The sequence below is a fragment of the Ramlibacter henchirensis genome, assembly GCF_004682015.1.
Lineage (GTDB): Bacteria > Pseudomonadota > Gammaproteobacteria > Burkholderiales > Burkholderiaceae_C > Ramlibacter > Ramlibacter henchirensis.
On the sequence record NZ_SMLM01000002.1, the window covers coordinates 419,468 to 443,657 of the forward strand.

Sequence of the window (24,190 nt, forward strand, 5' to 3'; positions counted from 1 at the left end):
CGCAGCGAACGTGCGTGCCTGTGGCGGCAACTGCTATGGAATCTCTAGCACGAGCAGAAGCGAACTCGACCGTTGATGGCGGACCTGCCGACTCAGACGGCTCGAAAGCGTGGCCACGCCTCAGTGACCGATGACGCGGTCACTGTTTGAATGGGACGTAATTGTTCGAAAGAACGGCCGAGTCAGCCCGGCAATGGCCCGAGCAGGGAGCTGGCATGCAGAGCTGCCGCAGGTCAACGCGTGCGGCGTGACCGCCGCGACGCGCGTGTCACTGAGTGCGCGTGACGCTGATCTGCCCGCCGGCGTTGACGGTGGCGGACAAGAGACCGTCCGACCCGACGGCGATGTCGTCGATCCCGCTCCCGTCGGGCTGGGTGATCCGGTACCGGCCCGTGACCAGGCCCGAGATGAGGAGGGCGTGCGGCCCAGTTGCGGTCACCGTGAACCGCATTGACTCCACCGGACCTGCCGATGCATCAGCCCGGAGCAGGACCAGCAGCGCGGCGCCGTCGTGGTCAACCCTCGCTCCTGCGAAACCCGCATCGTTGTCAACGGCTTCAACGATGGGGAGCGCCGCAGAAGAGCGGTCGGTGAACGTCATCGCGTTCAACATCACCACTGCCAGACCACTGACGTCGAGTTCCAGCCCGAAACCGTCGATGGCAGGGCTCGATCGTCCGGAGAAGCCGGTAACGGGTCTCAGCACAGGATTGGCTGGAACCACGGTCGTGTGAACCATCCGCCCGCCTTGCATCGCATCGATGCAGTCGGGTCCCGAGAACATGCTCTCGCCGCAAGGAGCAGCCGAGACGAAGGTTCTGGGGTCGAGCGGCGCGAACTCGCCCCTGCTGTGAACGGCGTACGTGATCTTGTCTGCTGCTCCGTTCGAAGTGACGACGGAATCCCCCACGACGACGATGTGCCTGTAGTGCACGAGCAATCGGTCGAAGCGCTGGAGCGTCCTTCGCACCTTGCGGCCGAAGTCTTCGGGCACACCGTAGGCGGCGGCCGCATCGCCGATCACCGCCCTCAGGCCGGGCACCGCTGTCGATGCGTGGACGGCCGCGATGCGCCCGTAGCCCGGATCGTTGGCGCTGAATCGCGGGTCGAGAATCGGAGTGCGCTGTCCTTGGCCGTTCAGCAGCAGGGTGTTGTGCACGGCCGTGTCGTCAGCGAGACCGCTTCCGCTCCAGCTGTTCAGGTCGGCGGCCTGCCAGCCCTTGTGCCACACGACGAAGCTGTTCTGGTCGCGGTGCTGGTGGCTTGCGATCTGCGGTCCGCTGGCGCTGAAGAAGCTCACTGCCGTCGCATCGGCAGTCCAGTCGCTGCGGGAGTGAAACCAGTGCGCCGACGCAGTGAACGTCGGGAGGACGGTCTCCGACCGGAAGTCTTGCGAGCCTCTGGAAGGATCGTCGAACAGGAATTCGTGGATGCGGCTGCGTCGGCTGCGGAGCACTCCGGCCGAATGTTCGCGAAGCCAGTACTGCGCCGAAGCGCCTGCGGGCCGGCCCGAGAGTCCGTCTGAAAGCATCGTCATCAAGGACACATCAAGGGAGGTCATCGCGCCTTGGGCATGGCTCGCGAGGTCGCCGACCTGCAGGAGCGTAGGCGGGTTGTTGGCCGCGTCGTACGGCGATCCCCGATAGCCGTGCTGCCCGCGCTTGGAGAAGACGTCCGGCTGGGTCGAGTAGAGCTGGAAGCGCGCGGCTTCCTCGGCATACGTGAACCCGGGCGCCTTGAAGAGGTCGAGCCGGCGACCGACGGAAGCATCGCGCAACCAGAGCAGGACCTCGACCAGGTCGAGCTTGGACTTGCGGCCGTAGTGGGTGCCTTCATGCCAGTAGCCTCCTCGTCCGTCGCCGTTCAGGTAGCCGACGATGTGGGGCCACTTGTCCCGCATGATGAAGTTCCAGTTCCGCACCGAGGCTTCGTCCTCGCCCCAGGTCGCGAGCACCTGCAGCATCGTCGCCGCAAGGTACCCGTAGTGGTAGTTGTTGGCGGGATCATCCAGCGCCCAGCCGCCGTCCACGCGGTTGTTCCAGATCCGGTCGACCGCCGCCCTCATGTAGGCGCGGTAGCTTTCCTTCTGCTCAGGGGTGAGGCGGTCATGGAGCCAGTCGTACACCAACGCGACGTTCTTGACGTAGTAGTGCGCGTACAGGTACTGCCCGGCCGAGAGGCATCGGCCAGGGTTGGCGAAGTCGGTCGGGGGAAGATCCGCCGGGTATCGCGCGACGCATGGCGGCGAATCCGAAGACGGATCGATGGGATCGCTCGTTAGGTTCGCCACCATCCGGTCGGCGAAGTGGATCGCCCGATCGGCGAACTCCTCTTCGCGCGTCACCACATGCGCAAGGGCGAAGTGCCATGCTTCAAGACCGTAGTCGTAGCCCTGCGTCAGCCGGGCCTGCGACTTGAGGTAGGGATAGATGACCTGCCAGTTCTCGTCGTTCGTAGGCGCCCCGAGCGACCCGTCCGGGAGCCGTCCAGCCTTGGCCTGCAACATGGACAGGCGCTCCGCGTCGATGGAGATGCGGGGATGTGTCGGGCGGAAGTTCGCTTCGTGGCAGCCTGATGCTTCATCGACGAGCAGACAGGCCGCGGAGGTGGGGGCTTGCTCCGTCGAACCACTGCCCCCGCCGCATGACAGAACCAGCAGCGCGAGCACTAGCGCCAGGAAGCGCAGCGAGACGGCCGCTCGCAAGCGGCGATCTCCGGGATAGACGGCTTCAGTCTGCAAAGGTCATCCTCCCGACAACGAGGCTTCGGCGATCTTCCGCTGGACTGTTCGCTGTGTAGTAGGAAGAACCCGTCGACAAGCTCCAGGTGTATCCGGTGATCAATCCAGAAGTTGCGTCGGCGTAGATGCGCATCGTGCCCAGTCCTGCGCCGTTCTGGTCCGAACCGTCGGCGGCCGTGCCTTTGCGCGTGTCACCCGTGCCGTGTGGCGAGGAGGTGGAGTCGATGATGCGGAGCTCGAACTGGTTCGTTCCCGCGATAAGTGGCTTTGTCGGCGTTGTACGCAAGACGGGCGCGCTGGCCGCGATCATCGTGTGCCCGGTTCCGCCGCTCGTCTTGTCGAGATACTTGATCGCAACGATGTCGCCGCGGCGGATATCAGAGGCAATTTCGATCTGTTGGAAGTTGTTCTTGAAGACGATGTTGTCGTGATAACGAGCGGAAGAAGGCCCCGTGCTCCCCATCCAAGCCTTCATGTTGTCGGTCGTGAGATCGAACGCCTTCAACAAGGAACGTGTGACGTACCCGGAGCAATCGGCTCGGCTCGAGTAAATCCCGACGCCATTGGCCGGCCAGCTCAAGGCTTGGTCGGAGTGTGCATAGAGGTTGTTTGCGTCGAGGACATGGGTAGCCAGACTTTCAGGCCACATGACCCAATCAGCGCCTTGGCCCCCACTGCCCGGTCCGGGCACGACAACGACGAAGTTCGGCGGAATGAGGTTGCGGTCGCCCGAGCCCTGATCCTCCGGAAGAACTTCTTCCGTCGAAATGCCCTCGGCGAGGACCTGAGGATCCAGGGCAGATCCCCCACCTCCTCCGCCACAACCGCCAGCCGTGGCCATCAGCAAGAACAAGAACACGTAAGACAGGAAGCGAACCATGGCGTCACCTCAGTGCTTGGAGAAGTCAAGGCTAGGGTGCCGACCGATAGCGATGAAGGAGCGAACGTCATTCGTGGATGACTTATCGCCTGCTCCGCGCAGAAGCTGAAAGTGACGATGCCATTCCGATCGAGCAGAGGAATGGTGGTTGCAGTGGACACGCGCTCACGCTCAGAAACTGGCCCCGATGGGGAGAAGTCACCGCAGAGAAAGCCAGGAGCAGCTTCTCTCGAAATTCCTTACGTTCCGGGCGACGTCATCCCGCTGCCGGAGACGATCGAGTCGGACGGGGAAAGCGTTTGGGCTGCCTGGGAGGAGGCCACTGCTGAGGCGGCCCCGCCGTTTGCAGACACGGTGCCGATCCAGAATCTATCGGACGACGGGGTGAATTGAGCTTCTCGAATCGGTAAGCCGCGAAGCTTGCCGCGGGCGCGCTGCCACCCACTGTGTCAGAGCATCGGCTGCGTCGGACTGAAATCCGGATGGTCGCCACGGGAGGCGTACTGCTGCTCACGATCGGGCTCGAGCAAGGGCTCGACGTTCGCGCTCTTCGCCGGTGCAGGACTGGCGGTGCCGGCGGGCTCATTCGGCATCGTCTCTGCTGCCACGGGCATCCTCGCCAAAGGAAGCGCCAGGCGCCAACTGATGCCGCGAACCCAATCACTCGAAGTGGAGTCCAACAACTTCATCCGGCGCATGAAGCTGCGCTCCAGTTCGAAGATCGAGTAGACCGGCCTGCCATCCCATTGCGAGAGGATCAGCCGGACATGGGCAACGTGCGGTGTCCCTTGTTGTGCGACGGGCAAGAGTTCGAACCCCACCCATTCGGCCGGCACTCTGGCCCGCACCAGGGTCTCCCGCAGTGACAGCTTGACTATTTCGCGCCTGACGGATCCCCGTTGGTCGGGACCAGGGCGGTGTTCTTGACGCTTGCCCGGATTGGGCTTCCGGCTCGGGATGAAAAAGGAAAGCAGATTCATATTAGATGCATCAACTCACCCGCGATGGCCGCGGCGAGTGTCGCGTGTCCCGTAAGAACACGATGACTGAGCGAGTGTCCTCATGCCTGGCAAACTCCTGACCTGGTAACGGAGGCCCTTCCCAGGACCGAGAGGCAGATAACGCGTTCGAACGTTCCGTCCGAGAGCGCCGACGTGAGGCGGATCTCCACGGTACCTGGCGAACCAGTGATCGGCCCGAGGGGGTTGAACGTCACCGATGCGAGCCGGGTGGGAGTCTCGACAACCGTTTCGATCCTTCCGTCGGCTCTTCCCCCCGCGATCACCCTGTCAGTCGAGTCAAGCGCCCCGATCGCCGACTGGTCAACGAAGATGATCCAGCCTTCAGGCCAATCAGCCGTATTGCCAGCGCAAGTCGGAACTGCCGCATGGGGGTTTGAGGACTTGCAGATCGTGACCTGTGCGTTGCGCGACAGGGCCTCCATGCGCGCCGTGTTCAGTGCCTCAACGAGGGCCTCGGCCCCTGCTGCGACGGACGATCGAACGAGAAAGTCCCTCATGCCGGGAGCGGCAACCGCCACCACCACCGCGACCAGTGTGAGAACGACCAGCACCTCAACCGCCGTTACGCCTCTGGTGCGACGCAGCCTGTCGGATGTTCCGGTGGTTTGCATGCTGGCTCGTGCAATCGCCACGACTACGCGGGCAGCATTCGCCAGTAGACGGCTTTCACCCGAATGGCATAGCGGGCGAGTCGGCGATGAAGGTACTTCTCGAGCGCCGTCATTGCAGCCACGATCTCGCCGGCCCTGTCGGTGAGTGCGACATAGATGACCCACTCCTCAGGACCCGACTGGAGGTCCTCGCCGGTCTCGGACTCGGGGCACATCAGGAGACGCAGGCGATAGGAAGGCGGGCAGATTGCGTATCTGCCCAGGACCTCCTCCACTTCCTCGCGGATGACTTCTTCGCTGTCGATGATGCTCGTCACCGGAGCATCGTCAAAAGACCGGGGCAGGAACGGGCCAAGGAGCCATCCCCATGGTTTGCTTCGACTGAATGCTTCCTGGTGGCGCATGGACGCTCCTGTTGACACGCAAGCAATGCTTACGGATCAACTCTGCGGCCATGAGCTCATCTCATCGTAGGAGCAAGGTCATCCATGGCGCGCCCGCACTGCTGCGGATTTCCGCCTTTCCTGTCAAGGCGCCAAGTTGGCAGAAGACTTCGGAGCCGTCATGCAGTGCTGCGCACACAGCTGCTCGAGCAGGTACACCGGATCGACCGGTTTCGTGAGGTGCAGGGAGAAGCCGGCCGAAGCGGACTCCTGACGAACGTCGTCCGATCCATAGCCCGTGACGGCGATGAAGCTTGTCCTTGTGAGTCCCGCGGCTTGCAGACGACGCGCGAGGTCGTGGCCACTGATCGAAGGCAGGCCGATGTCCAGGATGCACACGTCCGGCTCGAAAGCCGGCGCCGCCTCCAGCGCGTCGAGCGGATGTGTGCACGTGAGAACGTAGTGTCCGTACATGCCGAGAAGGATGCCGAGCGACTCGACGGCATCGCTGTTGTCGTCCACAAGCAGTACGCGCAACCCGGTCGTCTCTCCCGACAGGGACGCCCGCAATGGGCTCGCGCTCTCCAGGGACCCATGGCTCTTTCCACACATTGAACTGCTCCTAAGCTCGCTACGAAGCGGTCATGTTCGAATGTGGGCGTCAACTTGCTAGGTGCCTCGGGTCATCGGATTTCCGTAAGCGCGGGTAAGCCGCGCGTCCAGGACGATCCTCTTGCTCTCCACGGAAGACATGACCTCCTGTCTGGCGGCACGAGCAGATTGCGTGGATGGTCCCGGCCTCCCTCAGCCATAGGAGCAACCATGCAAACGGATAACAGTCGCAAATATGCTCGAGTCATCGAAGCTTCCCAGCGCGTCCGCTGGGACATCGACAGGGATGTCATCGGCGGGCGCTCCTTCGACTACAGCCGCACCTTCCTGCCGACGGGGCTCTCCCTCGTGGACGAAGTGCCCTTCCTTACCGACAAGGACAGGCGTTTTCTCTCGCAGGTCCAGGGCCGCACGTACGCTTTCATGTTCGGCCTCGTCGAGCGGTTCATCGGCGCGAAGGCATTGGAAGTCAGCCGCGACCACTGGCTCGGGGACCAAGTCGCGCTCGAGGCGCTGGTGCGAATGACCGACGAGGAGCTGAAGCACCAGGCCCTTTTCCGCCGCCTCGAGCAGATGATGAACCAGGGCATGCCCACGGGATACCGCCAGGTCGCCCATCCGAACGATGTGGGCCGGGCCGTCCTCGGCAAGAGCACGTGGGCGGTGCTCGCCCTGACCCTCGACATCGAGCTGTTCACCCAGGCGCATTTCCGCGCCAGCATCGAGCACGGGGAGGAGATCTGCCCGCTCTGGAAGGATGTCTTCCTGTTCCACTGGCGGGAGGAATCGCAACATGCCGTGCTCGACGAGCTGGAGCTGCTCAGGGCCGACGCCGCGCTCACTCCGGCGCAGCGCGAAGCCGCGGTCGACGAGCTGATCCAGCTCGTCGGCGCGATCGACGGCATTCTCCAGTCGCAGGCGAACTCGGACGTCGAATACTTCGTCTCGAACGCCAACAGCCGCTTCACTCAGGTGGAGAAGGACCAGCTCCGGGATTGCGTGCTCAAGGCCTACCGCTGGCAGTACATCACTTCGGGCGTCGGTGAGCCCCGCTTCACGCGTGTGCTGTTCAGCCTGATCTCCGAACCGGCCGCTGCCCGGTTGCGCGAAGCCTTGCAGCCCTTCGCATACGCCCGGCCCGCCCACTGAAGGCGCCCCACGGCGCCGGCCCTGCGGCCTTCAGACCACGTCGAAGCGGGCCATCATCTGGTGGTCCTCGTGTTCCATGTTGTGGCAGTGGAAGACGAACGGGCCCCGGTAGTCTTCGAACCGGACGAACACTTCCACTTCGCTGTTCGGGCCCAGCAGGATGGTGTCCTTGCGCGCCACGCCGTCGCGCTCCACGCTCTGGCCGAAGTCGTTGCCGGTGCCGTCGAACGGCAGCCTGCCGTTGCGCCTGAGCACCCGCATGAACTCGTGGTGCACGTGGATCGGGTGCCACCAGCCGCCGGACTTGTTCACCAGCCGCCAGATCTCGCCCACCCCGATGCTCGGATTCGCCGAAACCCGGCTCAGGTCACCCGCGAGCCGTCCGTTGATGGCCCACTGCCCGTTGGTGCGATCGAACTCGAATGTCCGCCTGCGCGCCGCAGCAAGCTCCTGCGCCGGCACCGTGGGGAAGGGCCGCAGCACCGCCGGCACCTGGCTCGGATCCGGCACCACGTCCTCGAGCACGAACTTGAGTAACCGGGTGCCGCTAAACAGCTCGGGGCGTTCGAAGGTGCCCCGGGGCCCGCGCCCGTCGTCCTGCGCGGCACGGTTGACCAGGTACACCTCGCTGAACTGCGGGAACGGAAACTCGTTGAAGTCGATCACCACCTCCACGCGTTCGGCCATCGCCAGCAGGAAACTCGGCCGGCGCACGGGCCGCGACAGCAGCCCGCCCTCGGTGGCGATCTGCGTCATCGGATAGGTACGGCCATTGCGGTCGGCCAGGAAGAGGTGGTAGATCCGCGCGTTCGATCCGTTCAGGACGCGGAACCGGTACTTGCGCCGCTTGACCGCCAGGTAGGGCTGCACCATGCCGTTGACCAGATAGTTCTGGCCCAGGAAACCGTCCGTGTTGAAGACGTCGTAGACAAGCTGGCCGTTCGCGTTGAACGTCTTTTCCTGCAGCACGAGCGGAACGTCGAATTCGCCGCTGGGCAGGCGAAGCGCGTTCGGCGTCTTCGCCGCGTTGTTCTCGTCTCCGGTGTCACGGGTCTGCTCGGTGATGCTGGCCTGGTTGGGGTCGGCCGCGTCGACGTTCGGGTTGTCGAAGACGAGGAAGAACCCGGCCAGACCGCGGTAGACGTTCGGGGCCGTGAAATCAAGGAAGTGGTCGTGGTACCAGAGCGTCGACGCCCGCTCGTGGTGCCTGCCGTGGTTGGCGGTGTCGCTGAAGAAGCCGGGCTCGGTGAGCGGGTAGGCATAGTCGAAGTGCCCGCCCCGCCTGAACGTGACATTGAACGGGACGCCGCCAGGCAGGGTGAAATCGTGGGGGTAACCATCGAAGCGAGCGGGATGGTGGCCGCCATGCAGGTGCACCGTGCTGATCGGCTCGCCGAATCCGCGGTGCTCCTCCACCGACGGCAGCTGGCTTTCGTGCCGCACGATCGTGCCGCTGAATGCGCTGTGATTGGACAGGTACCGCTTGAATGTCGGTCCCAACGCGAAGTTCCATGGCCCGCTCGAGTTGCCGTCCCGGTAGCCCCAGATCTCGGTCGCCGGCAGCTCGGTATGGAACTTGACCGATCGCACCTCGGACACGACCCGGTAGAAGCCGGCCTTGCCCCGGGCCTGTGTCGGATCGACGTACTCGGCGGCCTCGGGGTCGAGGTCGGCGAAGGGCACCTGGTTCGGAGCCCAGTCGATGGGGGTGGGCTCCGGCGGCATGGGCAAGCGGTCCAGGAAAGGCGTCAGCGGACGCGATTGCGCTCGAAGCGCGGGCCAGGACAACAAGGCGCCGGCCGAACCCGCCAGGCCCACGTGGAACAAGTTGCGCCGGTTCAGCATGACGATCTCCTCCTTGAAGTGGACGCGCTCCACGCGACGCTTGCGGCCGCGCGGTCCGGCCGGACGGGGGGACCGTCAGGTCCAGCGGGTGATGCTTTCGAAGATGCGCAGCGGGTCGGCCAGCGCGGAGACGCGGCTCCATCGCCCGCGGGCCTCATTGCCGTACACCAGCATTCCGGTGTGCTGGGAGATGTCGCGGTCCAGGTCCGGGTCGCGCTCGAACACGCCCAGGTGACGCCGCAGCCGCTCGATGTCCTTGGGCCGGCCGGTCAGGAACTGCCAGCCGGGGCGCGCGCCGAAGTTGCGGGCATAGGCCTTGAGGATGGGCGGCGTGTCCCGCCGGGGGTCGATGCTGATCGACGCCATGCGCACGTCGCGCCCGAGGCGCTCGCCCAGCAGGGCCTGCACCCTCGCAAGGTTGGCCGTGGTCGACGGACAGATGTCCGAGCACTGCGCGAACATGAAGTTGATGGCCACCACATGGTCGCCGCGAACCAGGTCGTCGTAGAAGCGGACGGGCTGGCTGTCCTGGTTCACCAGAACGACCTTGGGCAGATCGTCGCGGCCAGGGGGCGACGCGCTCGGAACGGCTTCCGCCGGCCCGGAAATCGCGAGAGGAGAGAGAGCGAGCACCGTGGCGAAATGCCGTCGTCGGAGCACCGTGCAGGAGCGAACCGAGCTCGGTGCACCGGCGACAACAGGCTCCATGGCGCTTCTCCTCCCCTTCCCGTTGCGGGAAGGATCGGGTCAGTTTGCTTGAGGCCCTCGAACGCGCAAGCGCATTTGTGTTCTCGAAGTGAAACGGGCGCTACGCAGCTGCGCGGCGCAGGACAGCGGACTACCCAGTTCTGGGTAGCCGAAAGGGCCGCAACCTCGCAGCGTCCGCGCGTTGCCTCGCGGCGAGCGCTGCGTCGCTCAGTGCGGCGGCGGCTCTTCGCCGCGCAGCCCGATCTCCCCTGCTTCGATGGCGCGGTACAGCCCGCCGATCAGGTTGGCAGCCGCCTCGGGAGTGAAGCGCAGCAGCATCGCCACCAGCTCCTGCTGTCCCACCAGCTGGTAGCAAGTGATGTGCAGGCCGCCGTCGGGCATGCTCTCGATGCGCAGCGGCGAGTCTGCGCAGATGTCGACCTCGATCTGATCGATGGCGGGATCGACCGGCGAATCATCGGGATCGGAGATGTCGCTCAAGTGCCGCTCCTGTGCGACCACGTAGATCTGCTGGGGATTCATGGCGGTTCTTCCGGAAGGGACCGAACGCCATGCATGGCCCGTGCCAGTTCGGCACAAGGGCGGACACCGGGACCAAGTCTTTCGTGGGAGCGCGGTCGCAGCGGTTCCGTTCAGCCGGTCCGCGCCTGGGCGCACGGTGAGAACCCCCGGTTGGGTGGGGCATTTCACCCACTTGCCCCGGTCACTGCCGTCCGGGCGGCGGCTTGAGGTCCAGCTTTTCGATGCGGTAGCGCAGCGTGTCGCGCGAAAGGCCGAGCAGCTTGGCGGCGCGCGTCACGTTCCACTTCGTGCGCGCAAGCGCTTGTTGAATCAGCGTGCCTTCGAACTCCTCCAGCACCACCCCTTGCTCCGGCAGCAACGGCTGGGAGGACGAAGGAGGCGGCTGGTTCATGCCCATGGCGGCCATCGGTGACAGCACCAGCCGCTCCGGCCCGATCTCGTCGCGTGGCGCCATCAGTACCGCCTGCTCGAGGCAGTTGCGCAATTCACGCACGTTGCCGGGCCAGCTGTAGCCGGCCAGCAGGTCTTCGCTGCTGGGAGACAGGTACATGTTGGGCCTGCCGTACCGCTGTCCGTGCAGGCGGACGAAGTGGCGGGCCAGCAGCAGGATGTCGCCGCTTCGTTCTCGCAATGGCGGCACGCGGATCAGCACGATGCGCAGCCGGAAGAAGAGGTCGCCGCGAAAACGCCCCGAAGCGACCAGCCGCTCCAGGTCCTGGTTGGTCGCGGCGACAATGCGCACGTTGCTGCGATGCTCCCGCACGCCGCCGAGCCGGCGCGTGACGCGGTCTTCGATCAGCTTGAGCAGCTTGGATTGCGCGGGCAGGTCGAGCTCTCCGATCTCGTCGAGGAACAGAGTCCCCTCCTCCGCCAATTCGACCAGGCCGCGCTTGCGATCGCGCGCATCGGTGAACGCGCCGCGCTCGAACCCGAACAGCTCGGACTCGATCAGCGCCGCCGGGATCGAAGCGCAGTTCAGCTCGATGAAGGGGCCCTCGCGCCGCGGCCCGCCTTCGTGGATCGCGCGCGCGACGAGTTCCTTTCCGGTGCCGGTCTCGCCCATGATCAGCACCGCCGGACGGTCCCGGTCGCGCAGCGCGTGCTCGGCCTCAAGCAGCCGGCGCAGCTGCTCCTTGAGCATCTGCATCGCGGCAGACTCACCCAGCAGCTTGTCGAGTCCGGCGGCGCTCGCAGCGGTGCCCGGCTCGCTGCGCCGGACGGCCGACCCCCCGTGGATCGCCTTCTCCACCGTCAGCTTGAGGTCGCTCAGCGCAATCGGCTTGGAGAGATAGTCGCACGCGCCCGACTTCATCGCCTCGACCGCGATGTCCACGCTGCCGTGGCCGGTGACCATGATGGACTTGACGTCCGGGTGGTCCACGCGCATCCGCCGAAGCAGCTCGAGGCCGTCCATGCCCGGCAGGCTGTAGTCCACCAGCACGACGTCGGGCGGTGAATCGGCGATCTGCGTCAGCGCGTCCCCGGCTTCGGGCGCGGTGCGCGTTTCCCAGCCATGCTGGCGCAGATACGTGGCCATGTTCTTGGCCAGCGTGGCGTTGTCCTCGATGATCAGGACGGAGCGGTTCATCTGGCGATCGGCAGATCGACGTTGACCGTCGCCCCGCCCGTGGCCCGGCTGACCAGCTCGATGCTCCCGCCGAAGCGCTCGAGGATGCGTTTGCTGAGCGGAAGCCCCACACCAAGCCCGGTTCGCTTGGTCGACCTGCGCGGCACGAAGGCGTTCTGCAGGTCGGACGCGGAGAACCCGTGTCCGGTGTCGCTGATGCTCACGCGCAGGCGCCCAGCTCCCACGGGCGCCGTCTTCAGCTGCAACTCACCGCCCTGCGGCATCGCTTCCATCGCGTTGGTCAGCAGGCAGTTGAACACCTGCGTCAGCAAGGCGTGGTCGCCGCGCACCACTGCGGCGGACTGGAGCGCGTCGGACGACACGCGGATGTCACGCTTGGCGAAGACGCCTTCGAATGCATTGAGGCTGTCGTGCAGGACCTGCGAAACCCGCACGTTCTCGGGCTCGCCCGCCTCCGGCACCGCGTACGCGAGCAGGTCGCGCACCCAGCGTTCGAGCCGGTCCACTTCGTCGACGATGTCCTCGCTGGCCTCGCGCACAGGCGCGGATTCGTTGTCCAGATTGAGCTCGGCGCTCGAGCGGATCGAGGCCAGCGGGTTGCGGATGCCGTGTGCCACGGCCGAGGCCATCGTTCCCAGCGCGGCCAGGGTTTCGTGCTGCACCAGGCTGGCCTGCTGGGCGCGGATGATCCGCTCGGCGCGCAGCACCACCCACACGAGGACGCCATAGAGGAAGATCCCGCCGCCCAGGCCGCTCAGCCAGATCAGCTGCAGCCCTTCGTCGATCGAGTCGAACAGCGCGCGCGAGCTCTTGTACATCTCCACGACGCCGATGACCTCGCCGTTCCTTCGCACCGGGAGATAGTTCTCGACCACGTACTTCGGGTGTTCGCCGTCGAGGGCTACGTGTTCGGGTTTCGACTTCTGGTCGTCCAGCGAGACCTCCAGGCGACCGCCGAGGGCAGCTTCCAGTTCCGGGTTGCGGTCGAACCGCCTGCCGATCAGCGCGGGATCGCTGGACCAGACGATCGTGCGTTCGGTCGAGAAGACGTTGGTGCGCACCACGTGCGGCATCGCGGCGATGCGGCTGAAGAACTCGCCAAGGTTGGTGTCCCCCGCCCGGCGCCCGCTGAAATACTCCCAGGCCTGCTGGACCTCCACCACGCTCTGGACGAAGTCCCTGCTCACGGTGGCGTCCTGCCGCAGCAGGTTGCGCACCATGAACCGCGAGAGGAAGAACGACGACGCGACGCTGACGGCGACGGTCAGCAGCAGCCCGAGGATCGCGAACCGGCGCGTGAGCTTGAAGGGGTTCTGCATGGGCTGCGCGCGGGTCCCGGGTCGCGCGCTACGCGACCGCCCCCCTGCCGAACGAATGGAACGCTTGCGTAAAGCAAGTCGCATGAGCCATTCGCCCAATATGCGCCCGCTGTCAGCCCATGCCTACAACATGTTTGTAGCGTGATCGCAGCAAGTGTTACGACAGTCGAGCTGACCGCGGCAGCCGGGCTCGACGGTGCAGTGCGGCCGTTCAGTGCATGAACCGGCCGTCGCGCGTGTAGATCGCCAGGTCCACCATCGCCAGGCCCGTGTGATCGCCGGGCTGGTACTTGGCGCGCATGCCGTTGAGGTCGATCACGCCGGCCTTCGTGAGCCCCTGCACGAAGCTCGCTCGCGTCGGCTCCGGGCCGGCCAAGCGCAGCGCCGCGACCAGCGCCTTGGCCGTCATGTAGCCCTCGAGGCTGCCGTAAGAGAAGTCCTTGCCCGGGTTGTGTTTGGCGAACACTTCGCGGTACTCGCGCGCGATCTCGGTCTTGCGCTCCATGGGGTTGGGCACGACCTGCGCGAAGATCATCCCGTGCGCCAGCGGCCCCAGCTTCTGCGCCAGCTGGGCCGAGCCGGAGTTCACCGCCCAGAAATTGGCCTTGACCCCCTGGTTGCGCGCCTTGCGGATCAGCTGCTCGTACATGCCCGCGCTGCCGTGGTTGATGACGACCTGCGCACCCGACTTGCCCACCGCCTGCGCCATCGCTTCCAGTTGCGTTTCGCTGATGTCGGACTTGAACGGCAGGTCCGCCACCAGCTCGATGCTGAGCTCCTTGCAGAGGATGCGCACGTTCTCCAGGTGCTGCAGGCCCGTTTCGGAATCCGAGCGCACGAAGGCGGCGCGGGTCATGCCGTTGCTCCTGGCCTGGGCCAGCAGCGCGCGGAACTCCTCGCGGTGCTCGCTGCGCACCGGGAACACCATGGGCTGGTGCGGCCGGCGGAAGGTGGGCGATCCAGCCATCGGGCCGAAGAACGGAACCTTCAGGTCCACGGCGGCCTTCATCACGGCCGTGGACGGCCCGCCCTCGATCGAGCCGAACAGGATGAAGACGCGGTCCTGCTCGACCAGCGCGCGAGCGTTGGCTTCCGCCTGCGCCGGCTTGTTGTCGTCGTCCAGCGTCTTGAGCACCAGCTGCCGCCCGTGCACGCCGCCCTGCTCGTTGACCACCTTCAGGTATGTCGTGATCCCGTCCTGCACCGCGGTGCCGTACGCGTTGCGCCCGTTCTGCAGGGTGATCGACTGCCCGATCAGCAGCCTCCCCTTCGCGACGCCGTCGGCCTGCGCCCACGAAAGCCCCGTCGCCAAGCCCAGGCCCACAAGCAGCGCGGTGCGCCGGCCGAGCGAGATCCAATCCCTTGCCTTACCCATATCACGCCTCCTGTTGCACTGGTTACAGCTTGCAACAGATGACTTAGGTATTCAAGGAAGTCGCCGTGACATTTGCCTCAGTCTCCGGAACGTTACATGTCGGTGCGGCGTTTCGGCACTGGCCTGCCGCCGCTTAACACGACCCGTCGCACGCCGGCGACGAATCAGAGCGTCTCCGCCGGATCGAAATCCAGTTCCACCTTCGCGCCGCTCGGGTCATGGCAGAAAAGCTGCCATGTGCCGGATCCCTTCTGCTGGCGCAGGTCGTACTTCAGGCCGCGCTCGTCGAAGCGGGCTTTCACCTGCTTGAGCCCTTTCGCGGAGAACGCCATGTGGTCGATCACGCCGGCCACGCCGGGCGGGATGCGCCGGTCCGCATAGACGTGCAGGATCGGCGCAGCGCCCGCATAGAGCCACGCACCCGCGAAGCCAAGATCGGGCCGGGGCCCCTGCTCCAGCCCGAGCACGTTGACATAGAAGTCCAGCGTGCGCGGCAGGTCCTCGGTGATGACGGTGAAGTGGTTCAGGCCGTGGATCATTCCAAGCTCCTAGCGTTCAGGGGATCAGCACCAGTGCGCCCATGCTGGCGCGCGATTCCAGCCGCTCATGCGCGCGGGCGGCCGCATCGAGCGGAAAGCGTTCGATGAGCGGCGGACGCAGCACGCGCTGCTCGAGCGCATCCCACACGCGCTGCGCCCTCTCGGCCAGCAGCCCGGGCCGGGCAACGTAGTCGAACACCACCGGCCGCGAGAACGTGGCCGACTTGCGCACCAGCGCCTCCGGGTCGATCGGCTGCAGCGGGCCGCTGGCCTGGCCCAGGCTCACCCAGTGGCCGCAGGGCGCCAGGGCTGCGAGGTTCTCTTCGCGCGCCGCTTCGCCCAGGCCATCGATGATCAGGTCGGCGCCGCCGCATTCGCGCCGAACCGCGTCGGCGAAGCGGTAATCACGCGTGACGATCACCTGCTGGCAGCCGTGCTCGCGCGCCGTGCGCGCTTTGGCTTCGCTGGACACGGTGCCGAGCACCGTCGCACCCAGCCGCCGCGACCACGCGCACAGCAGCAGGCCGACGCCGCCGGCCGCCGCATGCACCAGCAGCCGAGTGCCGGGGCCCACCCGGCCCAGGTCGCGCAGCAGGTAGTCGGCCGTCACGCCCTTGAGCAGCAGCGCCGCCGCCACTTCTTCGTCGACCGAGGCCGGCAGCCGCACCACGTGCTGCGCCGGAACATTGCGCACGCTGCAATACGAGCCCGGGTACGAACTCATGTAGGCCACGCGGTCGCCCACCGAGAACGCCTGCACGCCCGCGCCGACGTCGACCACCACGCCCGCGGCCTCCATGCCCGGCGTGCCGGGCAGCGGCATCAGCCCGGGCAACCAGCCGCGGCGCAGGTAGACGTCGATGAAGTTCACGCCCACCGCGCGCTGCTGGATGCGAACCTCGCCCGGCCCGGGCGGAGGCACCTCGCCGCGCGCGATCTCCAGCACCTCGGGTCCTCCCGCGCGGCTGGCCCGCACCAGACGGGACGGCAGGTTGCGGGAAGCGGCCGGGCCGCCCGCGGCGCCGGGGCGCACGACCCGCGAGTCCCCATCCGCCCGCAAGTGCCGGCGCAGGTTCTCGAAACCCGCCTCGTACACCTCGGTCGCGACCATGTCCCGCAGCTCGCTCTCCCGGCCCGGCGGCGTGGCAAAGCTGGATTCCCAGTGCCAGAAGGTGCGATTGCCGTCGGTCACCGGCTTGAGGGTGACGGTGGCGACGTACCGCTGCAGCGGCACCGTGGCCTGCACGATGCAGTAAGTCGACTTGTATTCGCTGTCCGAAAGCGCCAGCAGCTGCTCGCGGATGTGGTTGCCGTCGTTGAGCGTGAAGTTGCGAACGCAGCCTACCTGGCTCGACGACTCTGCGCCTTCGATGCGGCTCTTGTCGACGACGTCATGCCACCGGTCGTGGCTGTTGAAGTCGCGCAGCACCGCCCACACGCGCTCGATCGGCGCGTCGATGATGGTGGAGCGGACGACCTTCTGCAGCATGGGCCGCGGGCTCTAGCGGCTCACGCCCATGAAGTGCCGCTTGAGCGCGTCGAAGCCGGCCTGGAAGACGCCGTTGCCGACCCGGTCCGACAGCTCGCGCTCGCGGCGCTCGTCGCAGTCGAACTCCGCGCTCCATTCGATGAAGGCGCGGGCCCCATCGGTCACCGGCGTGAGCTTGAGCGTGGAGGTGTAGTTCTCCACGCCCATCGGGCTCTCCAGGATCGAGTAGGTGCAGCTGTATTCGTAGTCCGAGAGCGCCAGCAGTCGTTCCCGGATCGCGCCGCCGTCGCGGGTGTGGAAGTGCCGCACGCAGCCCACCTTGTCCGACGGTTCGCCGTTCTCGATGCGGCTGTCGGCAATGCCGGGATGCCACTGCGGCATGCCATTGAAGTCGCGGATGCGCGCCCACACGGCGTCGGCGGGCGCGTCGATGACGCTGGAGACGTAGACGCGGATCATGAAGCCGTCAGTCCTTGTCGGGCTCGCCCGGCGGCAGCGCGGCCGGACCGCCTGCCGCGCCGCCCACCAGCCGGTGGATGTCCGCGCCTTCGAGGCCGATCTCGCGCAGCAGCTGGTCGACGATGGGCGCCTGCGCCCGGAAGCGCAGCGCGGAATTCACCACGTTGTCGGCGAAGCTGCCACCGCCTTCGCCGTTGACGCGGCCGTTGCCGCCACCGCCCAGGCCGTCGACCTGCAGGATCTTGATGCCTTCGATGCGCTCCATCGGCCGCACCGACTCGCGGATGATGGCCTCGGCCTTCTCCACCAGCTTGAGCCGCAGCGCGGAGGCTCGCGCCTCGGGCGAGAGCACGTTGTGCGCCTCGTTCATCATGCGCGCCGCCTCGGCTTCGATCTCGGCGCGCACGCGGGACGCCATCGCCTTGATCTTCTCGGCGTCCGCATCGGCTTCGGCTTGCGCGCGGATGGCGGCGCCGCGGTCCGCGCTGGCGGCTTTCTCGGCCGCCGCGGCGTGCGTCAGGCGCAGCGCCTCGCGCTCGGCAGCCTGCGCGGCGCCGATCAGCTCGATGGCCTTGCGGCGCTCGGCGGCTTCCACTTCGCGCGCGGTGAACACCTTCTCCTCGGCGGCCACGGCAGCCGCACGAGCCTGGTCGGCGGCCGCTTGTGCCTCGCTCTGCGCCTTGCTCTCCATCGCGACCGCGATGGCGCGCTGCTGCTCGGCCAGCTCCAGCTCCTTGCGGCGCTCGATCTCGGCCGACTGCAGCGTCCGCTCCTTGGAAATGCGCTCCTGCTCCACCGACTGCTCGGAGCGGATGCGCGCGGCGTCGATGGCCTGGCGCGCCGTGATCTGCGCGCTCTCCGCATCCTGCTCGCGCTGCGCGCGCTCGGTGGCCAGCTCGGCGCGCTGGCGGGCGCGGGCGATCTCCACCTCGCGCTCCTGCTGCAGGCGCGCGTACTCCGACTCGCGGTCGATGTCCAGCGACAGCTTCTCGGCTTCCAGGTTCTTGTTGCGGATGGCGATCAGCGTGTCCTGCTCGACGTCGTTGCGCTGCTTCTTGCGGATCTCGATCTGCTCGGTCAGCCGCGTCAAACCTTCGGCGTCGAATGCGTTGCTCGGATTGAAGAACTCCATCGCGGTCTGGTCCAGCTGTGTAAGGGAAGCGGATTCCAGTTCCAGGCCGTTGGTCGTCAGGTCGCCGGCGACGGACTCGCGCACGCGGCGGATGAAGGTGCCGCGCTTCTCGTGCAGTTCCTCCATCGTCATCTCGGCGGCGGCCGTGCGCAGCGCGTCGACGAACTTGCCCTCGATCAGTTCCTTGAGCTGCTCGGGCGCCAGCGTCCGCTGGCCCAGCGTCTGCGCCGCGGCCGCCACCGCGTCGGCCTGCGCCGCCACCCGCACGTAGAACTCCGCGATCACGTCGACCCGCATGCGGTCCTTGGTGATCAGAGCCTTGTCGCGGCCGCGGGCGACTTCGAGCCGCAACGTGTTCATGTTCACCGGGATGACATCGTGCACGATGGGCAGCACCAGGGCGCCGCCGTCGAGCACGACCTTCTGCCCGCCGAGACCGGTGCGCACGAACGCCCGTTCCTTGCTGCTGCGCAGGTACAGCCAGTGCAGCAGCCACACGAAGATGGCCGCGACGATGGCCACCACGATCAATCCGAGGATGAAGGTGCCAAATTGGGCGCCGGTCATGGGAGTCTCCTTGGGTCCTTGTCAGGCGTGGTCATTGATGCGGATGTTCATGAACTGCCGCGTGGCGTCGGTGAGGGCCACCTCGGTCGGCAGCCGCTCCATCGAGCTGGCGCCGTAGAAGCCGTGGATGCCGCGGCAGCGGCGCAGGATGTCCTGGGCGTCCTGCGGCGTCGCGATCGGGCCGCCGTGGCAGAGCACGAGCACGTCCGGATTGGCGGCACGCGCCGCGGCCGCCCAGGCGTTGATCGGCTCCACGCAGTCGGACAGCTTCAGCGCCGTGCCCGCGCCGATGCTGCCGCCGGTGGTCAGGCCCATGTGGCAGACCACGATGTCCGCGCCGGCGCGGGCCATGTCGGTGGCCTGCTTCTCGTCGAACACATAAGGCGTGGTCAGCAGGTCCAGCGCATGCGCGCGGGCGATCATCTCGACTTCGAGGCCGTAGCCCATCCCGGTTTCTTCCAGGTTGGCGCGGAAGGTGCCGTCGATCAAGCCCACCGTCGGGAAGTTCTGCACGCCGGAGAAGCCCAGGCGGATCAGGCGCTGCAGGAATTCATCCGGGATCAGGAAGGGATCGGTGCCGTTGACGCCCGCGAGCACCGGCGTGTTGCGCACCACGGGCAGCACCTCGCGCGCCATCTCGCACACGATCTCGTTGGCATTGCCGTAGGCCAGGATGCCGGCCAGGGACCCGCGGCCGGCCATGCGGTAGCGGCCCGAGTTGTAGATCACGATCAGGTCGATGCCGCCGGCCTCCTCGCATTTGGCCGACAGCCCCGTGCCGGCACCGCCGCCGACGATGGGCCGCCCTTGCGCCACCTTGCGGCGCAGGCGGTCGAGGATGTCCTTGCGGTGGATGCGGGGCATGGGTCTCCCTTTTCTCGCTCAGCGGGCCGCCCTCGCCGCGGGTTGCGGCGCGCAGACCTCCTGCCAGGCAGCCACCAGCGCGTCGGCGAACGCGTCGTCGTTGATGTGAAGCGGCAGCCGCAGCAGGCGGCGGTTCGGGCCCGCGCGGAAGTTCGTCTCGATCGCTGTGAACAGCGCGCGATCGGCATCGGGATCGTGGAAGGGCTGGCCCGGACGGTCGATGGCCGAGACGCCGGCCTCCGGGATCAGGAATCTCACCGGACCGCGCATCGCATTGAGCTTGCGCGCGATGAACTCGCCGATGGCCCGGCATTCGTCCGCCGTGGTGCGCATCAGCGTGATGGACGGGTTGTGCCGGTACAGCCGCCGCCCGCGGAATCGCTCGGGCACCGAGTCCCAGGCGCCGAAATTGATCATGTCCAGCGCACCGCAAGACCCCACGTACGGCAGGTCGCGGCTCGCGAAAACGTCCAGGCGCGTCGGCCCTGCGGACAACACGCCGCCGCCGATCTCGTCGGCGATCTCGGTGGTGGAGACGTCGATCACGCCCGCCAGCAGGCCGGAGTCGGCCAGCTTCTCCATCGACTGTCCGCCCGTGCCCGTGGCATGGAACACCAGGCAGTCGTACTGGTCGCCGAGGCGTCGCGTCACGGCCTGCACGCAGGGCGTGGTGACACCGAACATCGTGAGGCCCAGCGCGGGCCTGGCTTCCATCTCGCCGGTCGGGTGCGCGATCATCCCGGCCAGCGCGTGCGCCGCATTGGCCAGCACCTTGTGGCTGATGCGGTTGATGCCCTGCACGTCGGTGACCGAATACATCATGCAGATGTCGCTCGGGCCGACGTAGGCGCGCGTGTCGCCCGAAGCCATCGTGGAGACCATCACCTTCGGCAGGCCGACGGGCAGCGCGCGCATCGCCGCGGTCGCCAGCGCGGTGCCGCCGGAGCCCCCCGCGGAGATCAGGCCGCCCACGTCGCGGCGGGTCACGATGAACCGTTCGAAGGCGAGCGCCATCGCGGTGACGGAACTGCCCCTGTCCTTCGTGAAGACGGCGCCCTCGCCCTGCGGATGGTGGCGCGCCACCTCACGCGGATGCACGCTGGCGGGCGACGGCTTGCCGGAGGTGGACAGGTCCACGGTGACCACGCGCAGGCCGAGCTTCTCCAGGCATTGGCGCAGATAGGAGAGCTCCCGGCCCTTGGTGTCGAAGGTGCCGGCCACGTACGCGGCACGGCCGCTGGTGGCCGCGACGGGAAAATCGAAGACCTGGGCGCCTGACGCCGGAGGCGCGGACGCGGAGCGCGCGGCGGGCGTCGCGGCGCGTGATGGCGCGGAAGCCGTGCGCGGAATGTCCGTCGTCGCGGCCGCCGCGTCGCCCGCATTCCAGCGGTTGTAGCCGCGCACGGTCGGCGGCGGCAGGCCGGCCACGCCGGGCTGGCCCTCCTGCGCATGCGCGCGCCGCACAGTGAAGACGCGCACTTCGCCCGCATCCGGCGCGGGAGCCATCTGCTCCTCCTCCGGCGCGATCTCTTCGTCGCCGTTGGACCGCACGCCCAGCAGCCGCTCCTGCAGCGGCTTGTCGGCCGCCAGCTGCGACGCGGCCATCTCGTGCGCCAGCCGGCCGTTGACCATGACGCCGATGCGATCGGCGACGTCCATCGCGACGCCCAGGTTCTGCTCGATCAGCAGGATGGAGAGACCGCTCTCGCCGCCCAGGTTGCGCAGCGCCTGGGCGACCTGCTCCACGATGACCGGCGCCAGGCCCTCGGTGGGCTCGTCCATCACCAGCACCTTGGGCTGCAGCAGCAGTGCCCGGCCGATGGCCAGCATCTGCTGCTCGCCGCCCGAAAGCTGCGCTCCGCCGTTGGACTTGCGTTCCGCCAGGCGCGGGAACATGGTGTAGACGCGATCGACCTCGCGGCGATGGCCGGCCACCAGCCGCAGCGTCTCGTCCACGGTCAGCGAAGGCCACACGCGGCGGCCTTGCGGAACGTAAGCGATGCCGCGCTTCGTGATCTCGTGCGGCGCCAGTCCCAGCACCTCCTGCCCCGCCAGCCGCACGCTACCGCCGGCCCTGACCAGGCCGGTGATAGCGTTGCACAGCGTGGTCTTGCCCATGCCGTTGCGCCCGACGATGCCGAACACACCGCCGTCGAGCGTGAAGCTCACGCCCTGCAGCGCGTGGGCGCGGCCGTAGTACACGTCCAGGTTGGCGACCTGGAGCATCGGGGCGGCGTTCGCACCGGGGTCGCGCGCGTTGCGGGACGCTGTCGCCATCAGTGTTTGCCTCCCATGTAGATCGCCTGCACCTGCGCGTCGTTCTCGATCTCGCTCGGGGTGCCGTGCTTGAGCACGCGGCCGTTGTGCATGACGGTGACCTTCTCGACCACCCGCAGCGCGATGTCCAGGTCGTGCTCGATCAGCACGAAACTCATGTGGGCGGGCATCGACGTGAGCAGCAGCACCAGCTCGCGCCGCTCGGCGGGCGACAGGCCGGCCGCGGGTTCGTCGAATAGGATCAGCCGCGGCGCGCCGGCCAGGGCCATGCCGATCTCCAGCTGCCGCTGCTGGCCGTGGGCCAGGCTGGACACGGGCTCGTCGGCGATGTGGGCCAGGCGCACGCGCTCCAGCAGGTCCTGCGTGGCCGCGCGCGACGCATGGCGCGCCGACGGACGAAGGAAGCTGTACCGGTTGTTCGACACGCCCCGGACAGCCAGGAAGAGGTTGTCCCGCACCGAAAGGTCGCGGAACAGAAGCGAGGACTGGTAGGTGCGCCGCAGCCCCTTGCGGATGCGCTCGAAGGGCGACAGCTCGGTGACGTCCTCGCCGAAGAACCGGATCGTCCCCGCGGTCGGCGGAAAGTCTCCGGTGATCGCGTTGAACAGCGTGGTCTTGCCGGCTCCGTTGGCGCCCAGGATGGCGCGCTTCTCGCCGGCGGCCACCACCAGCGACACGTCGTCCACCGCCCGCAGCGCGCCGAAGCTGCGGGTGACGCCCTCGAGCACCAGCGCGTCGCTGGAAGCCAGCGGCCGCGCGGGTCCGGCGGGCGCACCCACGGTGTGCGCGCGGGCGGGCGGACGAAGTGTGCTGATGGAAGCCATTCGCGCAGGCCTTACGGGCAGTTGGGCACGTCGCGAGAGCCGATCTTGAAGTCGGCCTTGTTCATGCCCAGCAGCTGGTTGACGTTGTCGACCTTGCGCAGCACCTTGTTGTGCAGGTTGCCCTGGGCGTCCTTCACCACCTCGGTGACGAAGGTGGTGCCGATCGCCTGGCGGTTCTCGTCGAGCTTGACGTCGCCGTTGGGCGTCTTGAGCGTCATCTTGGCCAGGGCCTCGCGGTACTTCGCGTGGTTGTTCCCCAAGTCGCCCTTGACCGCCTCCAGGCCGTCCAGCGCCGCCTTCATGTTCACGTAGTAGACGTACGCGAACAGCGAGGGGCTGGGATAGCCGCCGGCGGACACCGGGTAGTTCTTCTTGTAGTCCTCGACGAACGCCTTCCACTCCTTGCCGTCATACGCGTCGGCCAGCGGGCCGGCCGACAGCGTGCCCACCAGCGAGTCGCGCTTCTTGCCGCGGTAGTTCAGCACGTCCTGGCTCACCGTGATGGATCCGCCCAGCAGGGGCTTGTCGCCGCCCGCGGACTCGTACTGATTCAGGAAGTTCACGGCATCGGCGCCGCCCAGCACCAGCAGCAGCGCATCCACGTCCTTCGGGATGCGGGCGATGACGGAGGAATAGTCCTTGCCGCCCAGCGGCACCCAGGCCTTGACCGGCACCTTGCCGCCGCCCTTGCAGAACTCGGTCATGAAGCCCTGCACCTGCGAGTACGGGAAGGCGTAGTCCTCGGCGATCACCATCACGCGCTTGTAGCCCTTCTTCAGCGCCGCGTCGCCCAGGCCCACCATCCACTGCGCGCCCTCGGTGTTGAAGCGGAAGAAGTTGGGACTCGGGTTGTCCAGCGTCGTGGCCTGCGCGCCCGAGCCGCCGTTGATGAACGTCACCTGCGGCTGGGTCTTGGAGTAGTCCTTGATCGCGATGCCCTCGCCGCCCGACAGCGGGCCGACCAGGATGTCGACCTTGTCCTGCTCCACCAGCTTGCGCGCGGCGTTGACCGCGACGTCCGGCTTGGCGTCCGACGACGCCTTGATGATCTGGACCGGGCGCCCGGCCACGGTGCCGTTGCGCTGCTTGACCGCGAGCTCCGCGCCTCGCATGCCGTCCGCGCCGCCGGCCGCGAACGGCCCTTCCAGCGTGGCCAGCAGGCCGATCTTCACGGGCTGCCCCGACTGCGCCCAGCCGGTGGACAGGGCGGCGGCCATCGCGGCACCCGCCAAAGACTTCAACACGAATCGCTTGTCCAGTTTCACGCTTGTCTCCTTGGGTTGTG

General features: G+C 67.1%; 21 protein-coding genes and 1 pseudogene. 1 reads left to right on the forward strand and 21 read right to left on the reverse strand.

Going from position 1 to position 24,190, the window contains the following annotated elements:
• Positions 1–268 precede the first annotated feature (268 nt).
• From EZ313_RS14745 to EZ313_RS14770, 6 genes are all read right to left on the reverse strand, one after another.
• Positions 269–2,740 (reverse strand): heparinase II/III family protein, encoded by a 2,472-nt coding sequence (locus EZ313_RS14745; RefSeq protein WP_135264042.1) that lies wholly within the window; start codon positions 2,738–2,740, stop codon positions 269–271.
• Entirely contained in the window at positions 2,730–3,620 is an 891-nt protein-coding gene (locus tag EZ313_RS14750) for a hypothetical protein (RefSeq protein WP_135264043.1), read from the reverse strand. Before EZ313_RS14750 ends, EZ313_RS14745 begins: the two co-directional genes overlap by 11 nt.
• Before the next feature lie 449 nt (positions 3,621–4,069).
• Positions 4,070–4,600 carry a hypothetical protein gene (locus EZ313_RS14755; protein ID WP_135264044.1) on the reverse strand — a complete coding sequence of 177 codons (531 nt, stop codon included), beginning with the start codon at positions 4,598–4,600 and terminating at the stop codon, positions 4,070–4,072.
• Between the two features lie 80 nt (positions 4,601–4,680).
• Positions 4,681–5,253, reverse strand: a complete 573-nt coding sequence (locus EZ313_RS14760; protein ID WP_135264045.1) for a GspH/FimT family protein — start codon at positions 5,251–5,253, stop codon at positions 4,681–4,683.
• 23 nt (positions 5,254–5,276) lie between these two features.
• Positions 5,277–5,657: a hypothetical protein gene (locus tag EZ313_RS14765; protein ID WP_135264046.1), complete on the reverse strand. Its 381-nt coding sequence runs from the start codon at positions 5,655–5,657 to the stop codon at positions 5,277–5,279.
• Positions 5,658–5,780: 123 nt separating this feature from the next.
• Positions 5,781–6,248: a response regulator gene (locus EZ313_RS14770; RefSeq protein ID WP_135264047.1), complete on the reverse strand. Its 468-nt coding sequence runs from the start codon at positions 6,246–6,248 to the stop codon at positions 5,781–5,783.
• A 210-nt stretch (positions 6,249–6,458) separates the two neighbouring features.
• Between EZ313_RS14770 and EZ313_RS14775 the strand changes: the two genes are divergently transcribed.
• The gene (locus EZ313_RS14775; RefSeq protein ID WP_135264048.1) at positions 6,459–7,397 is read left to right on the forward strand and encodes a hypothetical protein; all 939 of its coding nucleotides are present in this window, start codon (positions 6,459–6,461) and stop codon (positions 7,395–7,397) included.
• A gap of 30 nt (positions 7,398–7,427) precedes the next feature.
• On the opposite strand, the gene EZ313_RS14780 is transcribed toward EZ313_RS14775, so the two are convergent.
• The 15 genes and pseudogenes from EZ313_RS14780 to EZ313_RS14845 form a co-directional block, all read right to left on the reverse strand.
• Positions 7,428–9,242 carry a multicopper oxidase family protein gene (locus EZ313_RS14780; protein WP_135264049.1) on the reverse strand — a complete coding sequence of 605 codons (1,815 nt, stop codon included), beginning with the start codon at positions 9,240–9,242 and terminating at the stop codon, positions 7,428–7,430.
• A 75-nt stretch (positions 9,243–9,317) separates the two neighbouring features.
• Complete coding sequence (locus EZ313_RS14785; RefSeq protein WP_167772589.1) at positions 9,318–9,779, reverse strand: SCO family protein; 462 nt, start codon at positions 9,777–9,779, stop codon at positions 9,318–9,320.
• Positions 9,780–10,157: 378 nt separating this feature from the next.
• Entirely contained in the window at positions 10,158–10,472 is a 315-nt protein-coding gene (locus tag EZ313_RS14790) for a hypothetical protein (protein ID WP_135264051.1), read from the reverse strand.
• Positions 10,473–10,653: 181 nt separating this feature from the next.
• On the reverse strand, positions 10,654–12,060 hold the full coding sequence (locus EZ313_RS14795) for a sigma-54-dependent transcriptional regulator (protein ID WP_135264052.1): 1,407 nt from the start codon (positions 12,058–12,060) through the stop codon (positions 10,654–10,656).
• Positions 12,057–13,379: a sensor histidine kinase gene (locus EZ313_RS14800; protein ID WP_167772590.1), complete on the reverse strand. Its 1,323-nt coding sequence runs from the start codon at positions 13,377–13,379 to the stop codon at positions 12,057–12,059. Before EZ313_RS14800 ends, EZ313_RS14795 begins: the two co-directional genes overlap by 4 nt.
• A 211-nt stretch (positions 13,380–13,590) precedes the next feature.
• The gene (locus tag EZ313_RS14805) at positions 13,591–14,754 is read right to left on the reverse strand and encodes an ABC transporter substrate-binding protein (protein WP_135264054.1); all 1,164 of its coding nucleotides are present in this window, start codon (positions 14,752–14,754) and stop codon (positions 13,591–13,593) included.
• Positions 14,755–14,918: 164 nt separating this feature from the next.
• A complete protein-coding gene (locus EZ313_RS14810; RefSeq protein WP_135264055.1) occupies positions 14,919–15,293 on the reverse strand; it encodes a VOC family protein in 375 nt (124 codons plus the stop codon).
• A 16-nt stretch (positions 15,294–15,309) separates the two neighbouring features.
• On the reverse strand, positions 15,310–16,782 hold the full coding sequence (locus EZ313_RS14815; protein WP_135264056.1) for an SRPBCC family protein: 1,473 nt from the start codon (positions 16,780–16,782) through the stop codon (positions 15,310–15,312).
• A 12-nt stretch (positions 16,783–16,794) separates the two neighbouring features.
• Positions 16,795–17,241 (reverse strand): SRPBCC family protein, encoded by a 447-nt coding sequence (locus EZ313_RS14820; RefSeq protein ID WP_135264057.1) that lies wholly within the window; start codon positions 17,239–17,241, stop codon positions 16,795–16,797.
• 7 nt (positions 17,242–17,248) lie between these two features.
• A complete protein-coding gene (locus tag EZ313_RS14825; RefSeq protein WP_135264058.1) occupies positions 17,249–18,940 on the reverse strand; it encodes a flotillin family protein in 1,692 nt (563 codons plus the stop codon).
• A 21-nt stretch (positions 18,941–18,961) separates the two neighbouring features.
• Complete coding sequence (locus EZ313_RS14830) at positions 18,962–19,804, reverse strand: phosphoenolpyruvate hydrolase family protein (RefSeq protein WP_135264059.1); 843 nt, start codon at positions 19,802–19,804, stop codon at positions 18,962–18,964.
• 18 nt (positions 19,805–19,822) lie between these two features.
• On the reverse strand, positions 19,823–21,025 hold the full coding sequence (locus EZ313_RS14835; protein ID WP_240788704.1) for a Tm-1-like ATP-binding domain-containing protein: 1,203 nt from the start codon (positions 21,023–21,025) through the stop codon (positions 19,823–19,825).
• Between the two features lie 558 nt (positions 21,026–21,583).
• Positions 21,584–22,081 (reverse strand): annotated as a pseudogene (locus tag EZ313_RS23625) (ABC transporter ATP-binding protein); the annotation flags it as partial.
• Positions 22,081–22,905, reverse strand: a complete 825-nt coding sequence (locus EZ313_RS14840; protein ID WP_135264061.1) for an ABC transporter ATP-binding protein — start codon at positions 22,903–22,905, stop codon at positions 22,081–22,083. The pseudogene EZ313_RS23625 and the gene EZ313_RS14840, both read right to left, overlap by 1 nt.
• An 11-nt stretch (positions 22,906–22,916) precedes the next feature.
• On the reverse strand, positions 22,917–24,170 hold the full coding sequence (locus tag EZ313_RS14845) for an ABC transporter substrate-binding protein (protein WP_205960401.1): 1,254 nt from the start codon (positions 24,168–24,170) through the stop codon (positions 22,917–22,919).
• Between the last annotated feature and the right edge of the window lie 20 nt (positions 24,171–24,190).

Bases quoted from the DNA above. Each gene is read 5' to 3' on its own strand.
- EZ313_RS14810 (WP_135264055.1), bottom strand. From the start codon at position 15,293: ATGATCCACGGCCTGAACCACTTCACCGTCATCACCGAGGACCTGCCG.
- EZ313_RS14830 (WP_135264059.1), bottom strand. From the start codon at position 19,804: ATGCCCCGCATCCACCGCAAGGACATCCTCGACCGCCTGCGCCGCAAG.
- EZ313_RS14805 (WP_135264054.1), bottom strand. From the start codon at position 14,754: ATGGGTAAGGCAAGGGATTGGATCTCGCTCGGCCGGCGCACCGCGCTG.
- EZ313_RS14780 (WP_135264049.1), bottom strand. From the start codon at position 9,242: ATGCTGAACCGGCGCAACTTGTTCCACGTGGGCCTGGCGGGTTCGGCC.
- EZ313_RS14765 (WP_135264046.1), bottom strand. From the start codon at position 5,657: ATGCGCCACCAGGAAGCATTCAGTCGAAGCAAACCATGGGGATGGCTC.
- EZ313_RS14760 (WP_135264045.1), bottom strand. From the start codon at position 5,253: ATGCAAACCACCGGAACATCCGACAGGCTGCGTCGCACCAGAGGCGTA.
- EZ313_RS14795 (WP_135264052.1), bottom strand. From the start codon at position 12,060: ATGAACCGCTCCGTCCTGATCATCGAGGACAACGCCACGCTGGCCAAG.
- EZ313_RS14820 (WP_135264057.1), bottom strand. From the start codon at position 17,241: ATGATCCGCGTCTACGTCTCCAGCGTCATCGACGCGCCCGCCGACGCC.
- EZ313_RS14790 (WP_135264051.1), bottom strand. From the start codon at position 10,472: ATGAATCCCCAGCAGATCTACGTGGTCGCACAGGAGCGGCACTTGAGC.
- EZ313_RS14755 (WP_135264044.1), bottom strand. From the start codon at position 4,600: ATGAATCTGCTTTCCTTTTTCATCCCGAGCCGGAAGCCCAATCCGGGC.
- EZ313_RS14840 (WP_135264061.1), bottom strand. From the start codon at position 22,905: ATGGCTTCCATCAGCACACTTCGTCCGCCCGCCCGCGCGCACACCGTG.
- EZ313_RS14750 (WP_135264043.1), bottom strand. From the start codon at position 3,620: ATGGTTCGCTTCCTGTCTTACGTGTTCTTGTTCTTGCTGATGGCCACG.
- EZ313_RS14815 (WP_135264056.1), bottom strand. From the start codon at position 16,782: ATGCTGCAGAAGGTCGTCCGCTCCACCATCATCGACGCGCCGATCGAG.
- EZ313_RS14825 (WP_135264058.1), bottom strand. From the start codon at position 18,940: ATGACCGGCGCCCAATTTGGCACCTTCATCCTCGGATTGATCGTGGTG.
- EZ313_RS14800 (WP_167772590.1), bottom strand. From the start codon at position 13,379: ATGCAGAACCCCTTCAAGCTCACGCGCCGGTTCGCGATCCTCGGGCTG.
- EZ313_RS14770 (WP_135264047.1), bottom strand. From the start codon at position 6,248: ATGTGTGGAAAGAGCCATGGGTCCCTGGAGAGCGCGAGCCCATTGCGG.
- EZ313_RS14775 (WP_135264048.1), top strand. From the start codon at position 6,459: ATGCAAACGGATAACAGTCGCAAATATGCTCGAGTCATCGAAGCTTCC.